The organism is Paraburkholderia metrosideri (genome assembly GCF_904848625.1).
In the GTDB taxonomy this organism is placed as follows: Bacteria; Pseudomonadota; Gammaproteobacteria; order Burkholderiales; family Burkholderiaceae; genus Paraburkholderia; species Paraburkholderia metrosideri.
In genome coordinates this window covers 487188-506005 of record NZ_CAJHCP010000006.1, presented here as the reverse complement: position 1 = coordinate 506005, position 18818 = coordinate 487188, and the positions used below count along the sequence as shown (strand labels likewise).

Genomic DNA, 18818 nt, shown 5'->3' with positions numbered 1-18818 from the left:
GAGCCTTTCCGCTAGGATCAAAAATCATTCATGCATTGCCAGCTAGCGGGTATCACGGAGACAGATCATGCGAGTCAGCGACATTCTTAAAGTCAAAGGCAACACCCTTTTCACGGTCACACCGGATACCACGCTGCACGAAGCGGTCAATGCGATGGCCGAGCACGATATCGGCTCGCTGGTGGTGATGGAATATGGCGATCTGGTCGGTATGCTCACCTTCCGCGAAATCATTCTGACGCTCAGCAAGAACGGCGGCAGCGTCGGCACCTCGACGATCCGCAAGGTGATGGACGACCATCCGCTCACCTGCACGCCGGAAACCGACGTCAACGAAGTTCGCCGCATGATGCTCGAGCATCACGTGCGCTATCTTCCGGTGCTGGAAAGCCGCACGCTGATGGGCGTGATCTCGTTCTACGACGTGGCGAAAGCGGTGGTCGAAGAGCAGGGTTTCGAGAACCGCATGCTTAAGGCATATATCCGCGACTGGCCGGAAGAGCAGCAGGAACAGCAGCCGGCGCGTTAATGTCCGGTCACTTATCGTCGCGCTCGGGCTATCGCCACGAGCGCGACAATGCAGCCAAGGCGCGCGCGAAAGTGTGCGCTTTTTTTGTGTCCGCTCGCGTGGCGGACGATCAGAAAGCGCGGTTGCCGGCGCGGGGTTCTTCTCGCGGGCCGGTTCTCACACTTCTTCAAGCGCAATCGCGTTTATCTGGCACCGCGCCGCGTACCACGCCCGACATATGCGCCGTTCGCTTCTTCGCCACTTTTCTGACCTGATCCTTCCACTTCATGAGTGATCGTCCGCTACCTGCTTCCCGCCGCGCTGCCCGCGCGCACGACGCGCACGAATCCCAGTTCCGGCTGCTCGGTCAGCGTCGTTTCGCGCCGTTTTTCTGGACCCAGTTCCTCGGCGCGATGAATGACAACGTGTTCAAGATCGGCTTCACGTCGCTCGTCACGTATCAGGCGGCGCGCTTTTCAGGTGTCGATCCGGCCACTGCCGCGTTCCTGATTTCGGCAATCTTCATCCTGCCGTTCGTTCTGCTGTCCGCCACGGCCGGCCAGATCGCGGACAAGTACGACAAGGCGATGCTCACGCGCTTCGTCAAGACCTTCGAAATCGTCGTGATGCTGATCGGCGCTGCGGGTTTCTGGCTGCACAGCGCGCCGTTGCTGTATCTGTGCACGTTTCTGATGGGCGTGCATTCGACCGTGTTCGGCCCCGTCAAGTACTCGTATCTGCCGCAACATCTGTCGAAATCGGAGTTGGTGGGCGGCAACGGACTGGTCGAGATGGGCACCTTCGTGGCGATTCTGATCGGCACGATCATCGGCGGCGCGGGCGCGGGGCTTGTCGAGCACGGCGCAGTGGTGCTGGCCTGCGCGTGCATCGCGATTGCGCTGATCGGCCGCCTGATGTCGAATTTCGTTCCGGTGACGGCTGCGCCGCAGCCCGATCTGCGCATCAACTGGAATCCGTTCAGCGAGACCTGGCGCAACCTGAAACTCGCACGCGAAAACCGCACGGTTTTCCTCAGCCTGCTTGGCATTTCGTGGCTATGGTTTATCGGCGCGACGTTTCTGTCGTCGTTCTTCAGTTTCGCGAAAAACGTGCTGTCGGCCAACCCGGACGTCGTGACCGTGTTGCTCGGCACGTTCTCGATCGGCATTGGGCTAGGGTCGCTGATGTGCGAAAAACTGTCCAAACGGCGCATCGAAATCGGTCTCGTGCCGCTGGGTTCGATCGGCATGAGTGTGTTCGCGATCGACCTGTTTTTCGCGAGTCATGCGCTGCCGCCGGGGAGGCACCTGCTGAGCGTCGGCGAATTTCTCGTGCAGGCCGCGCATTGGCGCGTGCTGACAGATCTGTTCCTGCTCGCGATGTTCGGCGGCTTTTATAGCGTGCCGCTCTACGCGCTGATCCAGAGTCGTAGTCAGCCAAGCCATCGGGCGCGCATCATCGCCGCGAACAATATTCTGAATTCGCTGTTCATGATCGTATCGTCGTTGATGGCAATCGGCCTGACCGCGGCGGGCTTCAGTATTCCGGCGATTTTCCTCGTCACCGCGCTGCTGAACATCGTCGTCGCGACTTATATCTATTCGCTGGTGCCGGAGTTTCTGCTGCGCTTTATCGCGTGGATGCTGGTCCATACGTTCTACCGGATCAGGCTCGTGCATGCCGAGCGGATTCCCGAGGAGGGCGCGGCCGTCCTCGTGTGCAACCACGTGAGTTTCGTGGACGCTATCGTCATCATGGCCGAGAGCCCGCGGCCTATCCGTTTCGTGATGGACCACCAGATTTTCAGGTCGCCGTTCGCGGGTTGGGTGTTCCGTCATGCGAAAGCGATTCCGATCGCCCCCGCGCATCAGGATGCGGCGCTGCTCGCTCAGGCTTATGACCGCTGCGCGCAGGCGCTGGCCGAGGGCGATCTGGTGTGCATCTTCCCGGAAGGCAAGCTCACGCGAACCGGCGAGATGAATCCGTTCCGCCACGGCGTGACGGAGATCATCAAACGCACGCCCGCGCCGGTCATTCCGATGGCGCTGCGCGGCTTGTGGGGCAGTGTGTTTTCTCGCGGGAACGACGCGCGCTGGCCGCGGCCGATCCAGAAGGGCGTGATGAGCCGGCTGAGTCTCGCGGTGGGCGAGCCGATTGACCCGGCGCAGGCCACACCTGAGAAACTGCAGGAGATCGTTACGGAGTTGCGGGGAGCCCGGAAGTAAGGGGGCGGGTGCGGAGCAGGTAGGGTGGCACTCTGCCGGCGTGCGGTTGCCGGGTGCATCGGTCAGGTTGGGTGACTGGGTGTGCGCCGAGCGCGGCGCTTGGGTATGGCTGCCAGCAAAGCCCAACGCGTGCCCTCGCCGGGCGCACCTGCCAGCAAAACCCAACGCGTGCCCACCCACCCCTGGCCAATCGGCCAGAACCGCCGCGCGGAGCGGCCCAGATGCGATGGGGCTGGCATAATAGCGTTCTCCCCGCATTTCTTTGGACGACGCCCATGTCCGGCAACACGCTCGGTACGCTTTTCACTGTCACGACCTTCGGCGAATCGCACGGCCCCGCTATCGGCTGCGTGATCGACGGCTGCCCTCCGGGCATGACGCTCAACGAAGCCGACATCCAGTTAGAACTCGACCGCCGCAAGCCCGGCACGTCGCGGCACGTTACGCAGCGTCAGGAAGAAGACAAGGTCGAAATCCTGTCGGGCGTGTTCGAAGGACAAACCACCGGCGCCCCGATCGCACTGCTGATCCGCAACACGGACCAGCGCAGCAAGGACTACGGCAACATTGCCGACACGTTCCGTCCCGGCCACGCCGATTACACCTATTGGCAGAAATACGGTATCCGCGACTATCGCGGCGGCGGCCGTTCGTCCGCACGTCTGACTGCGCCCACGGTCGCGGCAGGCGCGGTTGCGAAGAAGTGGCTGCGCGAGAAGTTCGGCACCGAGATTCGTGGCTACATGGCCGCGCTGGGCGAGATTGACGTACCTTTCGTCGACTGGGTACACGTGCGCGAGAACCCGTTCTTCGTACCGAACGCCGACATCGTGCCGCAGCTTGAGTCGTATATGGACGCGCTGCGCAAAGACGGCGATTCGATTGGCGCGCGTATCAACGTGGTGGCCTCCGGCGTGCCGGTCGGTCTTGGCGAGCCGCTGTTCGACCGTCTCGACGCAGACATCGCGCACGCAATGATGGGCATCAACGCGGTGAAGGGCATCGAGATCGGCGCAGGTTTCGCAAGCGTCGCGCAACGCGGTTCGGTGCATGGCGACGAACTGACGCCGGAAGGCTTCGTCGGCAATCACGCGGGCGGTGTGCTTGGCGGTATTTCGACAGGGCAAGACATTACCGTGTCGATCGCAATCAAGCCGACTTCGAGCATCCGCACACCGCGCCGTTCGATCGACAAAGCGGGCAGTCCTGCTGTGGTCGAGACGTTTGGGCGGCATGACCCCTGTGTGGGCATTCGCGCCACGCCGATCGCTGAATCGATGCTCGCACTGGTATTGATCGACCACGCGCTGCGCCATCGCGCGCAATGCGGCGATGTCGCCGTCGGCACACCGAAGATCGCGGCCAGCGCGCCTTGATCGCCGTTATCTAACGCTCTGCGCGTGTGAACGCCACGCGCAGAGCGCAGCGCCGTCATGTCCAGTCCCAATGCCCACGGCCAGGTGGTGAACCATCTGGCAACGCTGCGCGCACGTGCGTCTTTGCCGGCTGCTATGGCAACTGACTGCTGCGCGTTCGGCCAGCGGTTGTCGCGACACGCTGGCGGTGACAGAAACCATCAGCAAGAGGCGCTCGCCGCTCTGGTACGCGCCTATCAACTCGACCCCGCCTGCGAACCCACCCTGCTCAGTACGAGATTGAAGCGCTGACGCGAAATTGAATTCCGGCCTTCGCCACGCCGACTTCTTAGGCGGCGCCGCGAAGGCCAACAAAGCCTGATTACATATTCGGGTAGTTAGGGCCGCCACCACCTTCCGGCGTGACCCACACGATGTTCTGTGTCGGGTCCTTGATATCGCACGTTTTGCAATGCACGCAGTTCTGCGCATTGATCACCAGGCGCTCGGTGTTGTCGTCGTTCTTCACGAATTCATACACCGCAGCCGGGCAGTAACGCGCTTCGGGACCGGCATAGGTCTGCCAGTTCACGTTCACCGGCACCGACGGGTCTTTCAGCGTCAGGTGAGCCGGCTGGTTTTCTTCGTGATTCGTGTTCGAGATGAACACCGAAGAGAGCCGGTCGAACGTCAGCTTGCCATCGGGCTTCGGATACGTAATCGGCTTGCATTGCGAAGCCGGTTTCAGCATCTCGTGATCCGAATGCTGATGATGCAGCGTCCACGGCACATTGCCGCCCAGCAGCTTCTGCTCGATGCCGACCATCAGCGTGCCGAGGTACAGGCCCTTGCTCATCCACTGCTTGAAGTTGCGCGCGCGGTGCAATTCAGTGTGCAGCCACGACGCCTTGAAGCTCTCCGGATAGGCCGTGAGTTCGTCGCTGGTGCGTCCACTCTGGACAGCATCAAAAGCAGCTTCAGCGGCCAGCATGCCGGTCTTGATCGCCGCGTGCGAACCCTTGATCCGCGATGCGTTCAGGAAGCCCGCATCGTCGCCGACCAGCGCGCCACCCGGGAACACCAGCTTCGGCAGCGACATCAGCCCGCCAGCGGTAATCGCACGCGCGCCGTACGACACGCGCTTGCCGCCTTCCAGAATCGCGCGGATCGCCGGATGGGTCTTGTAGCGCTGGAATTCCTCGAACGGCGACAGATACGGATTCGAGTAACCGAGACCCACCACGAAACCCACCATCACCTGGTTGTTGTCCATGTGATAGAGGAACGAGCCGCCGTAGGTGTCGTTCTCCAGCGGCCAGCCGGCGGTGTGCATCACCAGACCCGGCTTGTGCTTTGCCGGATCGATTTCCCACAGTTCCTTGATGCCGATGCCGTAGACCTGCGGATCGGCGCCTTCGCGCAGCTTGAACTTATCGTTCAGCTGACGGCCGAGGTGCCCGCGCGCGCCTTCGCAGAACAGCGTGTATTTAGCATGCAGTTCCATGCCGAGCTGGAAGTTCTCGGTCGGCTCACCGTCCTTGCCGATGCCGAGATTGCCGGTCGCGACGCCTTTGACCGAGCCGTCGTCGTTGTACAGAATTTCAGCCGCCGGGAAGCCCGGGAAAATCTCGACGCCCAGCGCCTCGGCCTGCTGACCGAGCCAGCGCGTGACATTGGCCAGCGAAATGACGTAGTTGCCGTGGTTCTTGAAGTTGTCCGGCAACGCCCAGACCGGCACGCTCTTCGAGCCGGTTTCGGTCAGGAACAGGAACTTGTCTTCGGTCACGTCGACCGTCAACGGCGCGCCTTTTTCTTTCCAGTCCGGGATCAGTTCGGTGATCGCGCGCGGATCCATCACCGCGCCCGAGAGGATATGAGCCCCAATCTCCGAGCCTTTTTCCAGCACGCACACGCCCAGCTCGACGCCTTTGTCAGCCGCCAGTTGCTTCAGGCGGATCGCGGCGGACAGGCCAGCCGGGCCGCCGCCTACGATCACGACGTCGTATTCCATCGACTCGCGTGGACCGTATTGCTCAATGAGACTTGCGGGGGTCATTGATGCTCCTCTTACCGTTAGAATGCTTTTTTCGGGATCGTATTGTGGGCGAACGACTCCCGCACTGCAACCAGATGAGCAGAGATTAGCACGATCGTTCTATTTCTATGGTACGGTATTGACCCGCATCGACAGTCTTACCGTATCTGTCAACCGCATCTGTCTTTACTACCGAACAAGGAACGACAATGGGCCGTTCGATCAATCTGGAAGGCAAGGTCGCGCTGATCACCGGCGCGTCGAGCGGGTTGGGGAAACGCTTTGCGCAGGTGCTGTCGCAGGCGGGCGCCAAGGTCGTGCTGGCGAGCCGCCGCACGGAGCGTCTGAAGGAATTGCGCGCCGAGATCGAGGCGTCCGGCGGCGCGGCGCACGTCGTTTCGCTCGACGTGACCGACTATCAGAGCATCAAGTCGGCGGTCGCGCATGCGGAAACCGAGGCCGGCACGATCGACATTCTGGTCAACAACTCGGGCGTGTCGACTACGCAGAAGCTCTCGGAAGTCACGCCTGCGGACTTCGAATATGTGTTCGATACCAATACGCGCGGTGCGTTCTTCGTCGCGCAGGAAGTCGCCAAGCGCATGATCATGCGCGGTAATGGCGCGCAAAAGCCGTCTTACCGGATCATCAATATTGCGTCGATGGCGGGTTTGCGCGTGCTGCCGCAAATCGGCCTGTACTCGATGAGCAAGGCGGCCGTCATCCATATGACGAAGGCAATGGCGCTGGAGTGGGGCAAGCACGGCATCAACGTGAATGCAATCTGCCCCGGCTATATCGATACCGAGATCAATCATCATCACTGGTCGACCGAGCAGGGGCAAAAGCTGGTATCGATGCTGCCGCGTCACCGGGTCGGCAAGCCGGACGATCTGGACGGGCTGCTGCTGTTGCTGGCGGCCGACGAGTCGCAGTTCATCAACGGCTCGGTGATCGCCGCCGACGACGGTTTCGGGCTTGCCTGAGCGCGTCGCCCGCCTTTGCGCTGAGCCGCAGAAAATGTTTCGCAGACGCCGGCCTCTCATAGCGGAGGGGCCGGCGTTATGGTTTCAGGGCCCTAAAGTAACGAGAAGAACGGAAGTACGATGAGCAATTTTCACGCAGTTTTCGAAATGTCGATGCCGATCCGCTGGGGCGACATGGATGCCTTCGGCCATGTGAACAACACGGTCTATTTCCGCTACATGGAACAGGTGCGGATTTCATGGTTCGAGCACCTGGGCATGGCCACCAGCAACGCGGACGGGCAGGGGCCGGTGATCGTCAATGCCTCGATGGAGTTTCTGAAGCAACTGCACTATCCCGGCGACGTGATCGGCCGGATGACAGTGGCCACGCCGGGCCGCAGCAGTTTCGACACGGGCTTCGAACTGGTGCGCGCCGACGACCCGGACACGGTTTATGCGCGCGGTGCGGCGCGTTGCGTGTGGATCGATTACGCGGCGGGCAAGTCGGTGCCGGTGCCCGACAGGCTGCGCGAGACCATTGAGCGGGCGGCGCTGGTCAAAGCGGCCTGATTCCGCGCATTCCGCGCATCAATTGCCGAGCAGCCGCTGTAACAACTCGGTCGCATTCCCCGTATCGTATTTACGCATCAGCCGCGCGCGGTAGACGTCGACCGTGCGCGGGCTGATCTCCAGCACCCGGCCGATCTGCTTGCTGGTTTTACCCGTCACCAGTTGCGCGGCGATCTCGCGTTCGCGCGGCGTCAATTCCACCGCTACGCGCCGCGTTGCGCTCAAATCCTCGAAAGTCCAGACGCCCGCCGCGTGCGCGTCCGCGCGCTGCTGCGCGCGTCCTGTCACGTGGCACCAGAATAATTCGCCGTTGGCTCGCTTCATGATGCGGTCGTCCGCATAGCTGCCTTGTGCAGTCATGATGGGCGGAATTCGCGCGCCGATCCGCTCGAATTCGTCCGCCGATGGATACAGCACCTGGAACGACTGCCCGAGCAGCGCCTCGCGCGTGGTGCCAAAGATCGACGCCAGTTCGTCATTACAGTCTTCGATTTTGCGGTCGCGCGACAGCACGAGTCCGATCGGGGCGAGGTGAAACGCGGTTCGGTAATCCAGGGCGGGCATGGGTCGGCGGCAAGTACTTATGTAGTTTTGCGTATTGTGCCGTATGGGGCGCGCAGCGTACTCTTTCGGGCACATGACAACGCAGCGAAAGCGTCCATGGCGGGCATTGGGTGACGGTTGAGGCAACCTGAGCGCACAGCCTGCCCCGGATGACTAGAATGACGTGTCGGGCGTCGCCCGCAGAACGTCATAAGAGCTGCAACGATCCGGATTCGGGTTTCCATAAAGGAAGGGACATACTGATGAACAAGGTCTATCCAGGCGCCGCCGAGGCGCTGAAAGACATCGTCAAGGACGGCCAGACGTTCGCCGTCGGCGGCTTCGGGCTGTGCGGCATTCCGGAGGCGCTGATCGGCGCGCTGCGCGATTCGAAGGTGCAGGGCATTACCTGCATCAGCAACAACGCGGGCGTCGACGGTTTCGGCCTCGGTCTGCTGCTCGAAACGCGCCAGGTCAAGAAAATGATTTCGTCGTACGTCGGCGAAAACAAGGAGTTCGAGCGCCAGTATCTGGCCGGCGAACTCGAACTCGAATTCACGCCGCAAGGCACGCTCGCCGAGAAGCTGCGCGCGGGCGGCTCGGGCATTCCGGCATTCTTCACCAATACCGGCTACGGCACGCTGATCGCCGAGGGCAAGGAAACCCGCCAGTTCGGCGAAAACCACTACGTGCTCGAACATTCGCTGACCGCCGACGTCGCGCTCGTGAAAGCGTGGAAGGCCGACAAGTCGGGCAACCTGATCTACCGCCGCACCGCGCGCAACTTCAACCCGATGTGCGCGATGGCCGGCAAGATCACGGTCGCGGAAGTCGAAGAGATCGTGGAGGTCGGCGAACTCGATCCGGACGCGATTCATACGCCGGGCATCTTCGTGCAGCGCATCGTGCTGAATGCGCATCCGGAAAAACGCATCGAACAACGCGTTATCCGCGCGAAAGGAGACTGATCATGGCATGGACTCGTGACGAAATGGCCGCGCGCGCGGCGAAGGAATTGCAGGACGGTTTCTATGTGAACCTCGGTATCGGCTTGCCGACGCTGGTGGCCAATCACGTGCCGGCCGGTGTCGAAGTGTGGCTGCAGTCGGAAAACGGCCTGCTCGGCATCGGTCCGTCGCCGACCGAAGAGGAAGTGGACGCCGACCTGATCAACGCGGGCAAGCAGACGGTGACCACGCTGCCGGGTTCGTCGATTTTTTCGTCGGCGGATTCGTTCGCGATGATTCGCGGCGGCCACATCAATCTGGCGATCCTGGGCGCGATGCAGATCAGCAAGAAGGGCGATCTGGCGAACTGGATGATCCCCGGCAAGATGATCAAGGGCATGGGCGGCGCGATGGATCTGGTCGCGGGCGTCAAGCGCGTGGTCGTGCTGATGGAGCACGTCGCGAAGGGCGACCAGCACAAGATTCTCGAAGAATGCACGTTGCCGCTGACGGGCGTGGCTGTGGTCGATCAGATCATTACCGACCTCGGCGTGATCGAAGTGACCGAAGGCGGCTTGAAGCTGACCGAACTGGCACCGGGCGTGACAGTCGAGGAAATCAAGGCCAAGACTGGCGCGCCGCTCGATGTGAGCGCGGTGAGTTGATGGCGGAACCGCCGGGCGTTGCGCAGCCGCTGTTTCCCTGGTTGTGAGCGGTGACGGAAGGCGGCAAACTGGTTCTTAAACGGGCGAGACGCGAGTCTTGCCCGTTTTGTTTTTTGAGCCAGCAAACGCTTCTTTTGCCTCCGGGCTGAGTTGCCTGACCAGGTTGTCCTGGTCTGTCCTAGGCCGTTTGGCTGATCCTTGTCGCGCGACAAAGCGGTTTACAATCGTTCGAAGAGTGAGTGCTTATCTGTTCCGTTAGATTGTCCCGCTTTGTCCAGTTTGATCCCGGCTGTGCCGAGGCCAATTTTGCAGCGCTTTTGCAAGGAACCCAGATGACCGCAATGACATCCGCTTCCACCGTCGACCAGCGCGCGCCGCGCCAGCGTTATGTGCAGTGCGCGAGCGGCGCTGGCCTGCATCGCATCGCCTATACCGAATGGGGCGACCCTGACAATCCGCGCGTGCTTCTCTGTGTGCACGGATTGACCCGTTCGGGGCGCGATTTCGATCGCGTCGCTGAAGCACTCGCGGGCACGTACCGCGTGATCTGTCCGGATGTAGCGGGGCGGGGCTTGTCTTCGTGGCTCGCCAACCCCAACTTCTATAGCGTGCCGCAATACGTCGCCGACATGGTCACGCTCATTGCGCGTCTGAATGTCGAAACGGTCGACTGGTTTGGCACCTCAATGGGCGGTCTCATCGGAATGGCGCTGGCCGGTTTGCCAGATACGCCAATTCGCAAGCTGCTGCTAAACGACGTCGGCCCGCATCTGGAACCGGTGGCGGTGCAACGCATTGGCGATTATCTCGGCAAGCCCATCCAGTTCGAAACGCTTCAGCAAGGTATCGACTACGCGGCATTGCTCGCGCAGACGTTCGGCCCGCTCTCGCCGGATGAGTGGCGTGAGATCAATACGCCATTGCTGCACGAGAAAGACGGTGCGTGGCGGTTCCGTTACGACCCGCGTATTGCACAGCCTTTTACCGCGATCACCGAGGACGCCGCGAAGCTCGGCGAGGCCGCGCTGTGGCACTCGCTCGCGTCGTTTCAAGGGCCGGTGCTGGTGGTGCGCGGCGAGCAATCCGATCTGCTGTCGCGTGAAACCGTCACGAAGATGGTCGAAACGGGCAAGGCTGTTTCGAGCGTCGAAATCGCCGGCGTCGGGCACGCGCCGGCGTTTGTCTCGGCCGATCAGATCGACATCGCCCGGCAGTTCTTTATCGGTTAGAGCGCTGACGCGTCATAATATGCGGTTTCGCGCGGCGTCCCTGGCGGGGCGCCATGCGGAATGCATCCCCGTTAATTTTTCAACCAGATTCAGGACTCACCATGGCAGTTATCCGTCATTACGTTGACAAGCGCCTCTCGGAAATCGCCGTGCATAACGGCACCGTATACCTCGCGGGTCAGATCGCCGAAGACGCGGATCAGGACATCACGGGTCAGACGCGCGAAGTGCTTGGCCACATCGACCGGCTGCTGGGCGAGGTGAACAGCGACAAGGCGCATCTGTTGTCGGTGCAGATCTACATCGCGGACATGGAGCACTTTGCCGGTATGAATGCTGTGTGGGACGAGTGGGTCGCGCAAGGCAACACGCCGCCGCGCGCTACCGTCGAGGCAAAGCTGGCCAACCCGAAGTGCCTCGTCGAAATCGTCGTGGTCGCTGCGCAGCGCTAAGCTGCGCCCCGTTGTCGTCATTGAAACCCTGTTGATTCGTCTGGCCCGGTGGGCCGTCGCACCATGAATACCGAAATCGCTACGAGCACGCCTCACCCCATTCCTTCTTTCGACGAAGCGATGGCGTTCGTGCGTAAGCATGCGGGAGAGGTGCGGCTGTCATCGGGCGAGTTGCTGGCGGATCACGCGGCGGGGACGGCGTCGATCATGCGCACGCTCAACGTCGATCCGCCTGCGGTGCTGGCGGCAGCGTTGTTCGCGTTGACGCCGCATTTGCAGGACCCGGAGCGTGTGATTGCCGACAACTTCGGCGAAGAGATCGCGCAACTGGTCGGCGACGTGCGCAAGTTGTTGCGCCTCGGCACAGTCAGCCTGCGGGCCGCGCAGAACGCGATGCCTGAGGCCGGGCGCGATGCGCAAGCCGCACGCCGCGCGCAGGTCGAGGCGCTGCGCAAGATGTTGCTCGCGTTCGCGCAGGACATTCGCGTGGTGCTGATCCGCCTTGCTTCGCGTTTGCAATCGCTGCGTTATTACGCGGCGGCGAAGATCATGCCGTCGCCGGACGTGGCGCGCGAAACGCTGGATATTTACGCGCCGCTCGCGAACCGTCTGGGCATCTGGCAATTGAAGTGGGAACTCGAGGATCTCGCGTTCCGCTTCGAAGAGCCGGTGACTTATAAGCGCATTGCCAAGCTGCTCGACGAGAAGCGCGTGGAGCGCGAGAGCTATGTCGCGCAGGCTATCGAGCGTCTGCAACAGGAGTTGGCTGCCGCACACATTCGTGCGGAAGTCAGCGGCCGGCCGAAACATATCTACAGCATCTGGCGCAAGATGCGCGGCAAAGAGCTGGATTTCGCCGAACTGTACGATGTGCGCGCCTTTCGCGTGATCGTGCCGGACATCAAGGATTGCTACACCGTGCTCGGCATCGTGCACAACCTGTGGCAACCGGTGCCGAGAGAATTCGACGACTACATCTCGCGGCCCAAGCCGAACGGCTACAAGTCGCTGCACACGGTAGTGGTGGGCGACGACGGTCGCGCGTTCGAAGTGCAGATCCGTACGCAGGAGATGCATCAGTTCGCCGAATACGGTGTCGCCGCTCACTGGCGCTACAAGGAAGCGGGTTCGCGTGGCTACGGTGGTCAGGTTACGGCCAATGAGAAGTACGACGAGAAGATTGCGTGGCTGCGTCAGTTGCTCGCATGGAAAGACGAAGTCTCCGAAGGCGAGCACGGCGAACAGCGCGCGGCACAGCCGTGGGAGCAATTGCGTCAGGCTACGCTCGACGACGATCACATCTACGTGCTGACGCCGCAGGCGCGGGTGATCCCGTTGCCGCATGGCGCCACGCCGGTCGATTTCGCGTATCACCTGCATAGCGAACTGGGGCACCGCTGCCGTGGCGCGCGCGTGGACGGCGCGATGGTTCCGCTTAACACGCAGTTGCAAAACGGTCAGACGATCGAGATCGTTGCGGTGAGGGAGGGTGGTCCATCGCGCGACTGGCTCAACCCCCAACTCGGCTATCTGCACAGTCCGCGCGCGCGGCAGAAGGTGCGCGCGTGGTTTAACGCGGTCGAGGTGCAGGAGCACATCTCGAGCGGCCGTGCGATGGTCGAAAAGACCTTGCAGCGCGAGGGCAAGACATCGGTCAATCTCGATCAGCTTGCCGCGAAGCTGGGCTTCAAGACCACCGACGATCTGTTCTCCGTGGTCGGCAAGGAAGAGTTCAGTCTGCGTCTCGTCGAGCAGGCGTTGCATGATGCGCCGCCGCCCGAGCCGGTGGTCGAAGCACCCGAGCATTTCGAGAAGCGTAGTAGCGGAGCAAGTGTGGCGCGCGGTGCGTCCACGGGCGTGCTGGTCGTCGGCGTCGACGCATTGCTCACGCAACTCGCGCGGTGCTGCCGGCCGGCGCCTCCGGACGATATTTGCGGTTTCGTCACGCGTGGCAAGGGCATGTCGATTCACCGCAGCGATTGCCCGACCTTCCAGCGGATGGCCGATCGCGCGCCTGAGCGTGTGCTGCAAACGGCGTGGTCGGCGGACGTGATGAGCGGCCGCGGCCAGTCCGTTTATCCCGTCGATCTGAGCATCGAGGCAACGGACCGGCAGGGGCTGCTGCGCGATATCTCCGAAGTGTTCGCGCGCGAGAAGATGAACGTGATTGGTGTGAAGACGCAATCACGCCGTAATGCCGCGTTTATGCAATTTACCGTCGAGGTGTCGAGCGCTTCGCAGATTCAGCGTGCGTGTACGGTGCTCGGTGAAATTACGGGCGTGGTGCGCGCGTCGCGCAAGAATTGATGGGTTGCCGCGAGGTGGCTCGTGCCGCCGCGCGTACGCGCGGCGTGCGCACGAACTCGCAGCAGAGAGTTGAGTAGAAAATTTAAAGTCGATGCATAAAAGTACTTGCCAAGCGGTGTAGCGCTCCATATAATCTCGTTTCTTCAGGCTCGTAGCTCAGCTGGTTAGAGCACCACCTTGACATGGTGGGGGTCGTTGGTTCGAGTCCAATCGAGCCTACCAACGAAAGAGAAATTCCGGTTTTGCCGGGGTTTCGCAAACTGCAGTAAGCGCCTTTGGCGCAAAAGGCGAATACGGTTATGACACCGCGAACGTTGACCGAGACCACTTCGGAGCGACGCTAGTCGAGGACCACTTTCGCCAAGGTAGTTTGCAGGAAATGTGAATGCGGCCCCTCGAAAGCGGGGCCGCATTTTTTTTGGGCTTGTTTGATGGTTGTATGTGCCGCCGCCGGTCGGCACCACGGAGAACGCAATGGTTTCGATACGTCTGCCTGACGGTTCTGTTCGACAGTACGAGCATCCGGTGACCGTCGCCGAAGTGGCGGCCTCGATTGGCCCCGGTCTCGCAAAGGCCGCGCTCGGCGGCAAGATCGACGGTGAACTGGTCGATACGTCTGCTCTGATCGATCATGACGTGGCGCTCGCCATCGTCACTGAAAAAGACGCAGACGGTCTCGATATCATCCGTCACTCCGCGGCGCACTTGCTCGCGTACGCAGTGAAGGATCTGTATCCGGAAGCTCAGGTCACGATCGGCCCGGTCATCGACAACGGCTTCTACTACGACTTCGCGTACAACCGTCCCTTCACGCCGGAAGATCTCGAGAAGATCGAAAAGCGCATGCAGGAACTCGCGAAGAAAGACGAGCCGGTCTCACGTCGCGTAGTGTCGCGTGAAGAGGCGGTGGAGTACTTCAAGAGCATCGGCGAAAAGTACAAGGCCGAGATCATCGAATCGATTCCGTCCAGCGACGATATCAAGCTGTACTCGCACGGCGGCTTCACCGATCTGTGCCGTGGGCCGCATGTGCCGTCCACCGGCAAACTGAAGGTCTTCAAGCTGATGAAGGTCGCGGGCGCGTACTGGCGCGGCGATTCAAAAAACGAACAGTTGCAGCGCATCTACGGTACGGCCTGGACCAAGAAGGAAGACCAGGAAGCGTATCTGCACATGCTCGAAGAAGCGGAGAAGCGCGACCACCGCAAGCTCGGCAAGCAACTCGACCTGTTCCATATGCAGGACGAATCGCCGGGCATGGTGTTCTGGCATCCGCGTGGCTGGACGTTGTGGCAGCAGGTCGAGCAATACATGCGCCGTCGCGTGAATGACGCTGGGTACCTCGAAATCAAGACGCCGATGATCATGGACCGCTCGCTGTGGGAAGCGTCGGGCCACTGGCAGAACTATCGTGAAAACATGTTCACGACGGAATCGGAAAAACGCGACTACGCGATCAAGCCGATGAACTGCCCGGGTCACGTGCAGGTGTTCAACCATGGTTTGCGTTCGTATCGCGATCTGCCGCTGCGTTACGCGGAGTTCGGCTCGTGCCACCGTAATGAGTCGTCGGGTGCGCTTCATGGCCTGATGCGCGTGCGGGGTTTCGTTCAGGACGACGCGCACATTTTCTGTACCGAAGACCAGTTCATCAGCGAATCGATTGCGTTCAATACGCTGGCGATGAGCGTCTACAAAGACTTCGGCTTCGACAATGTCGAGATCAAGCTGTCGTTGCGCCCCGACGCTCGTGCCGGTACGGACGAAACGTGGGATCGCGCGGAGCAGGGCTTGCGTGAAGCGCTCACGGCTTGCGGTGTGACGTGGGAAGAGTTGCCGGGCGAGGGTGCGTTCTACGGCCCGAAGGTCGAGTACCACATCAAGGACGCGCTCGGCCGCTCGTGGCAGTGCGGCACGTTGCAGCTCGACATGGTACTGCCGGAGCGTCTGGGCGCCGAATACGTAGCCGAAGACAACAGCCGCCGTCGTCCGATCATGTTGCACCGTGCAATCGTCGGTTCCATGGAGCGTTTCCTTGGTATTCTGATCGAGCACCATGCTGGTGCAATGCCGTCGTGGCTCGCGCCGATGCAGGTTGTCGTGATGAATATCGCGGAAAGTCAGACCGAATATGCGCAGTCTCTAGCCCAATCGTTGCAAAAACAAGGGGTTAGAGTTGAGGCCGATTTGCGCAACGAGAAGATTAGCTATAAAATACGCGAGCACACGCTGGAAAAGGTGCCGTACCTGCTTGTGGTCGGCGACAAAGAGCGTGAAGCCCAAACGGTAGCCGTGCGTGCCCGTGGTGGTGTCGATATGGGTGTCATGCCCCTCGACTCCTTCATTGAGCGTCTGCGCCAGGACGTGCAGTCGTTCAAGTGAGCCACTTGCAGCCCGGCTCGTTTTTTTAATTTTTAGAGGAAACGTAACATCGCTACTGATAAGTCTGCGCACCGCATCAACGGTGAAATTACGGCACCCGAGGTGCGTCTGGTCGGCGTCGAGAACGAACCGCTCGGCATCGTGAAACTCGCTGATGCGTTCCGCATGTCGGAACAGCAAGATGTGGATCTGGTCGAAATCGCTCCGCAAGCGGTTCCGCCGGTTTGCCGCTTGATGGACTACGGCAAGTTCAAGTACTCGGAAGCGAAGAAACAACACGAGGCCAAGCTCAAGCAGAAGGTCGTCCAGGTTAAGGAAGTCAAATTCCGCCCGGGCACCGACGACGGTGACTACAACGTCAAGCTGCGCAACCTCATCCGCTTCCTCGACGACGGCGACAAGACGAAAATCACGTTGCGTTTCCGTGGCCGCGAAATGGCCCACCAGGAAATCGGTATGCGCATGCTCGAACGCTTGCGCACGGATCTCGATGAAGTCGGTCAGGTCGAGCAAATGCCGAAAATGGAAGGGCGCCAGATGATCATGGTGCTCGCTCCGAAGAAAAAGAAGTAAGCAGCCAGAGCAGCGGCGCGCCGGGCGGTGCGCGCTCAGGCGGCTAAAGTTTGAAGTGATGCTGTGCCGGGTGTCCGGCGCGGTATCAGCAGGTTTCGGAAAGGTGTGTATTCAGGCGCTTTTCCCGAAAAGCGGCCGTTGGCAGGATTGGCGGTCTGCATACCAAGTGGAATGGGTTTCGAAGGGCGGGTAATGGCCATCAGGCCGACCGCACACCCATATCCATCTAATAATGGAGTTGTCATGCCGAAGATGAAGACCAAGAAGAGTGCTGCAAAGCGCTTCGTGGTGCGTCCGGGCGGTACCGTCAAGCGCGGTCAGGCCTTCAAGCGTCACATTCTTACCAAGAAGACCACCAAGAACAAACGCCATTTGCGCGGTTCGACGGCAGTTCATGATGCAGATATGAACTCCGTGCGCGCAATGCTGCCGTTCGCTTAACCCTTAACTGAAACTCATAGGAGCAAGATATGCCTCGAGTAAAACGTGGGGTTACCGCACGGGCCCGTCACAAGAAGATCATCAAGCTGGCCAAGGGTTACCGCGGCCGTCGCAATAACGTCTATCGCATCGCCAAGCAGGCGGTCATGCGCGCAGGCCAATACGCCTACCGCGATCGCCGCAACAAGAAGCGTGTGTTCCGTGCATTGTGGATCACGCGTATTAACGCGGCGGTGCGTCAGCACGACATGACGTACAGCGTGTTCATCAACGGCCTGAAGAAGGCTTCGATCGAACTCGACCGCAAGGTGCTGGCCGACATGGCTGTGTTCGACAAGGCTGCTTTTGCTGCGATCGTTCAGCAGGTGAAAGCCGCCGTTGCAGCCTGATTGCGCTTCTGGCAATTAAAACTGCGTGGTTCGTTGCAGCGAACATCCGGTAGTCTCGGTGACGCTGCAGCAAAAACGGGGCTCCTCACCGAGCCCCGTTTTTGTTGGTAGAACCAGTTTTGCTTCGATTGAACACTGACGTTGAAATGATGGGATCAATGGATCTGGACCAGATTGTCGCCGACGCGCAAAAAGCCTTCGCAGAAGCCTCCGACGTCACCACCCTCGAGAACGAGAAAGCACGCTTTCTTGGCAAATCGGGTGCGCTGACCGAGCTATTGAAGGGCCTTGGCAAACTCGATCCCGAAACGCGCAAGACCGAAGGCGCTCGGATCAACCTCGTCAAGCAACAAGTGGAAGCCGCTTTGACGGGCCGCCGTCAGGCACTCGCCGACGCGTTGCTGAATCAGCGCCTTGCCGCTGAAGCCATCGACGTCACGTTACCGGGCCGCGGCACCGGCGCAGGCAGCCTGCACCCGGTGATGCGCACGTGGGAGCGCGTCGAACAGATTTTCCGGTCGATCGGATTCGACGTGGCCGACGGCCCCGAAATCGAAACCGACTGGTACAACTTCACCTCGCTGAACAGCCCGGAAAACCATCCGGCGCGTTCGATGCAGGACACCTTCTACGTCGACGGCAAAGATGCCGACGGCCGTCAACTGCTGCTGCGCACGCATACCAGCCCGATGCAGGTGCGCTACGCGCGTACCAACACGCCGCCTATCAAGGTGATCGTGCCGGGTCGCACGTACCGTGTGGACAGCGACGCAACGCATTCGCCGATGTTCAACCAGGTCGAAGGCCTGTGGATCGACGAGAACATCAGCTTTGCGGATCTGAAGGGCGTCTACTCCGACTTCCTCAAGAAATTCTTCGAACGCGACGACATTCAGGTGCGCTTCCGTCCGTCGTATTTCCCGTTCACCGAACCGTCGGCTGAAATCGACATGTTGTTCGAAACGGGCAAGAACGCCGGGAAGTGGCTTGAAATTTCGGGCTCGGGCCAGGTTCACCCCACGGTGATCCGCAACATGGGCCTCGACCCTGAGCGTTACATCGGCTTTGCTTTCGGCAGCGGCCTCGAGCGCCTCACGATGTTGCGTTACGGCGTGCAAGACCTGCGTCTGTTCTTCGAAAACGACCTGCGTTTCCTGCGTCAATTCGCGTGAACCTGCGCGGTCGAACGCGACAAGCATAGAGCGCGGCACGGATTCGATGCGTGCCGC

18 protein-coding genes and 1 tRNA gene are annotated in these 18818 nt (G+C 60.7%); 17 read left to right on the top strand and 2 right to left on the bottom strand.

The features are described from left to right. Window positions 1-67: 67 nt before the first annotated feature. The 4 genes from LMG28727_RS15935 to LMG28727_RS15920 all read left to right on the top strand — a co-directional run bounded on the left by LMG28727_RS15935 (window position 68) and on the right by LMG28727_RS15920 (window position 4400). The gene (locus tag LMG28727_RS15935) at window positions 68-529 is read left to right on the top strand and encodes a CBS domain-containing protein (protein WP_042322331.1); all 462 of its coding nucleotides are present in this window, start codon (window positions 68-70) and stop codon (window positions 527-529) included. A 266-nt stretch (window positions 530-795) separates the two neighbouring features. After that, window positions 796-2733: an MFS transporter gene (locus LMG28727_RS15930; RefSeq protein ID WP_201643279.1), complete on the top strand. Its 1938-nt coding sequence runs from the start codon at window positions 796-798 to the stop codon at window positions 2731-2733. A gap of 275 nt (window positions 2734-3008) precedes the next feature. Next, window positions 3009-4109, top strand: a complete 1101-nt coding sequence (gene aroC / locus LMG28727_RS15925) for a chorismate synthase (RefSeq protein WP_201643278.1) — start codon at window positions 3009-3011, stop codon at window positions 4107-4109. 57 nt (window positions 4110-4166) lie between these two features. Further along, complete coding sequence (locus tag LMG28727_RS15920; RefSeq protein ID WP_201643277.1) at window positions 4167-4400, top strand: hypothetical protein; 234 nt, start codon at window positions 4167-4169, stop codon at window positions 4398-4400. Between the two features lie 70 nt (window positions 4401-4470). Here the strand turns inward: LMG28727_RS15920 and LMG28727_RS15915 are convergent, their stop codons facing one another. Then, complete coding sequence (locus tag LMG28727_RS15915) at window positions 4471-6144, bottom strand: electron transfer flavoprotein-ubiquinone oxidoreductase (RefSeq protein WP_201643276.1); 1674 nt, start codon at window positions 6142-6144, stop codon at window positions 4471-4473. 188 nt (window positions 6145-6332) lie between these two features. On the opposite strand from LMG28727_RS15915, the gene LMG28727_RS15910 reads away from it, so the two are divergent. Both LMG28727_RS15910 and LMG28727_RS15905 read left to right on the top strand, forming a co-directional pair. Then, window positions 6333-7109: an SDR family oxidoreductase gene (locus tag LMG28727_RS15910; protein WP_074764681.1), complete on the top strand. Its 777-nt coding sequence runs from the start codon at window positions 6333-6335 to the stop codon at window positions 7107-7109. A gap of 120 nt (window positions 7110-7229) precedes the next feature. Further along, complete coding sequence (locus LMG28727_RS15905; RefSeq protein ID WP_201643275.1) at window positions 7230-7661, top strand: acyl-CoA thioesterase; 432 nt, start codon at window positions 7230-7232, stop codon at window positions 7659-7661. Window positions 7662-7679: 18 nt separating this feature from the next. On the opposite strand, the gene LMG28727_RS15900 is transcribed toward LMG28727_RS15905, so the two are convergent. Continuing rightward, complete coding sequence (locus LMG28727_RS15900; protein ID WP_201643274.1) at window positions 7680-8225, bottom strand: LuxR C-terminal-related transcriptional regulator; 546 nt, start codon at window positions 8223-8225, stop codon at window positions 7680-7682. 242 nt (window positions 8226-8467) lie between these two features. On the opposite strand from LMG28727_RS15900, the gene LMG28727_RS15895 reads away from it, so the two are divergent. From LMG28727_RS15895 to pheS, 11 genes are all read left to right on the top strand, one after another. After that, on the top strand, window positions 8468-9172 hold the full coding sequence (locus tag LMG28727_RS15895; RefSeq protein WP_074764675.1) for a CoA transferase subunit A: 705 nt from the start codon (window positions 8468-8470) through the stop codon (window positions 9170-9172). 2 nt (window positions 9173-9174) lie between these two features. Next, window positions 9175-9816 carry a CoA transferase subunit B gene (locus LMG28727_RS15890; RefSeq protein ID WP_201643273.1) on the top strand — a complete coding sequence of 214 codons (642 nt, stop codon included), beginning with the start codon at window positions 9175-9177 and terminating at the stop codon, window positions 9814-9816. A 332-nt stretch (window positions 9817-10148) separates the two neighbouring features. After that, complete coding sequence (locus tag LMG28727_RS15885; protein WP_201643272.1) at window positions 10149-11045, top strand: alpha/beta fold hydrolase; 897 nt, start codon at window positions 10149-10151, stop codon at window positions 11043-11045. A 101-nt stretch (window positions 11046-11146) separates the two neighbouring features. After that, the gene (locus LMG28727_RS15880) at window positions 11147-11497 is read left to right on the top strand and encodes a RidA family protein (protein WP_201643271.1); all 351 of its coding nucleotides are present in this window, start codon (window positions 11147-11149) and stop codon (window positions 11495-11497) included. 63 nt (window positions 11498-11560) lie between these two features. Further along, on the top strand, window positions 11561-13804 hold the full coding sequence (locus LMG28727_RS15875; protein WP_201643270.1) for a RelA/SpoT family protein: 2244 nt from the start codon (window positions 11561-11563) through the stop codon (window positions 13802-13804). Between the two features lie 145 nt (window positions 13805-13949). After that, window positions 13950-14026: transfer RNA gene (locus LMG28727_RS15870), tRNA-Val, on the top strand. Between the two features lie 252 nt (window positions 14027-14278). Next, complete coding sequence (thrS, locus tag LMG28727_RS15865) at window positions 14279-16186, top strand: threonine--tRNA ligase (RefSeq protein ID WP_201643269.1); 1908 nt, start codon at window positions 14279-14281, stop codon at window positions 16184-16186. 48 nt (window positions 16187-16234) lie between these two features. Then, entirely contained in the window at window positions 16235-16759 is a 525-nt protein-coding gene (gene infC, locus LMG28727_RS15860; RefSeq protein WP_075643546.1) for a translation initiation factor IF-3, read from the top strand. Window positions 16760-17002: 243 nt separating this feature from the next. Further along, window positions 17003-17200 carry a 50S ribosomal protein L35 gene (gene rpmI / locus LMG28727_RS15855; protein ID WP_012433738.1) on the top strand — a complete coding sequence of 66 codons (198 nt, stop codon included), beginning with the start codon at window positions 17003-17005 and terminating at the stop codon, window positions 17198-17200. A 29-nt stretch (window positions 17201-17229) separates the two neighbouring features. Continuing rightward, window positions 17230-17589, top strand: a complete 360-nt coding sequence (rplT, locus tag LMG28727_RS15850; RefSeq protein ID WP_006052502.1) for a 50S ribosomal protein L20 — start codon at window positions 17230-17232, stop codon at window positions 17587-17589. Window positions 17590-17747: 158 nt separating this feature from the next. Next, window positions 17748-18761: a phenylalanine--tRNA ligase subunit alpha gene (gene pheS, locus LMG28727_RS15845; RefSeq protein ID WP_201643268.1), complete on the top strand. Its 1014-nt coding sequence runs from the start codon at window positions 17748-17750 to the stop codon at window positions 18759-18761. Window positions 18762-18818 lie beyond the last annotated feature (57 nt).

What these genes read in the sequence shown, in the direction of transcription:
- LMG28727_RS15935 (WP_042322331.1), top strand. Translation starts at nt 68, where the DNA reads ATGCGAGTCAGCGACATTCTTAAAGTCAAAGGCAACACCCTTTTCACG.
- LMG28727_RS15930 (WP_201643279.1), top strand. Translation starts at nt 796, where the DNA reads ATGAGTGATCGTCCGCTACCTGCTTCCCGCCGCGCTGCCCGCGCGCAC.
- aroC (WP_201643278.1), top strand. Translation starts at nt 3,009, where the DNA reads ATGTCCGGCAACACGCTCGGTACGCTTTTCACTGTCACGACCTTCGGC.
- LMG28727_RS15920 (WP_201643277.1), top strand. Translation starts at nt 4,167, where the DNA reads ATGTCCAGTCCCAATGCCCACGGCCAGGTGGTGAACCATCTGGCAACG.
- LMG28727_RS15915 (WP_201643276.1), bottom strand. Translation starts at nt 6,144, where the DNA reads ATGACCCCCGCAAGTCTCATTGAGCAATACGGTCCACGCGAGTCGATG.
- LMG28727_RS15910 (WP_074764681.1), top strand. Translation starts at nt 6,333, where the DNA reads ATGGGCCGTTCGATCAATCTGGAAGGCAAGGTCGCGCTGATCACCGGC.
- LMG28727_RS15905 (WP_201643275.1), top strand. Translation starts at nt 7,230, where the DNA reads ATGAGCAATTTTCACGCAGTTTTCGAAATGTCGATGCCGATCCGCTGG.
- LMG28727_RS15900 (WP_201643274.1), bottom strand. Translation starts at nt 8,225, where the DNA reads ATGCCCGCCCTGGATTACCGAACCGCGTTTCACCTCGCCCCGATCGGA.
- LMG28727_RS15895 (WP_074764675.1), top strand. Translation starts at nt 8,468, where the DNA reads ATGAACAAGGTCTATCCAGGCGCCGCCGAGGCGCTGAAAGACATCGTC.
- LMG28727_RS15890 (WP_201643273.1), top strand. Translation starts at nt 9,175, where the DNA reads ATGGCATGGACTCGTGACGAAATGGCCGCGCGCGCGGCGAAGGAATTG.
- LMG28727_RS15885 (WP_201643272.1), top strand. Translation starts at nt 10,149, where the DNA reads ATGACCGCAATGACATCCGCTTCCACCGTCGACCAGCGCGCGCCGCGC.
- LMG28727_RS15880 (WP_201643271.1), top strand. Translation starts at nt 11,147, where the DNA reads ATGGCAGTTATCCGTCATTACGTTGACAAGCGCCTCTCGGAAATCGCC.
- LMG28727_RS15875 (WP_201643270.1), top strand. Translation starts at nt 11,561, where the DNA reads ATGAATACCGAAATCGCTACGAGCACGCCTCACCCCATTCCTTCTTTC.
- thrS (WP_201643269.1), top strand. Translation starts at nt 14,279, where the DNA reads ATGGTTTCGATACGTCTGCCTGACGGTTCTGTTCGACAGTACGAGCAT.
- rpmI (WP_012433738.1), top strand. Translation starts at nt 17,003, where the DNA reads ATGCCGAAGATGAAGACCAAGAAGAGTGCTGCAAAGCGCTTCGTGGTG.
- rplT (WP_006052502.1), top strand. Translation starts at nt 17,230, where the DNA reads ATGCCTCGAGTAAAACGTGGGGTTACCGCACGGGCCCGTCACAAGAAG.
- pheS (WP_201643268.1), top strand. Translation starts at nt 17,748, where the DNA reads ATGGATCTGGACCAGATTGTCGCCGACGCGCAAAAAGCCTTCGCAGAA.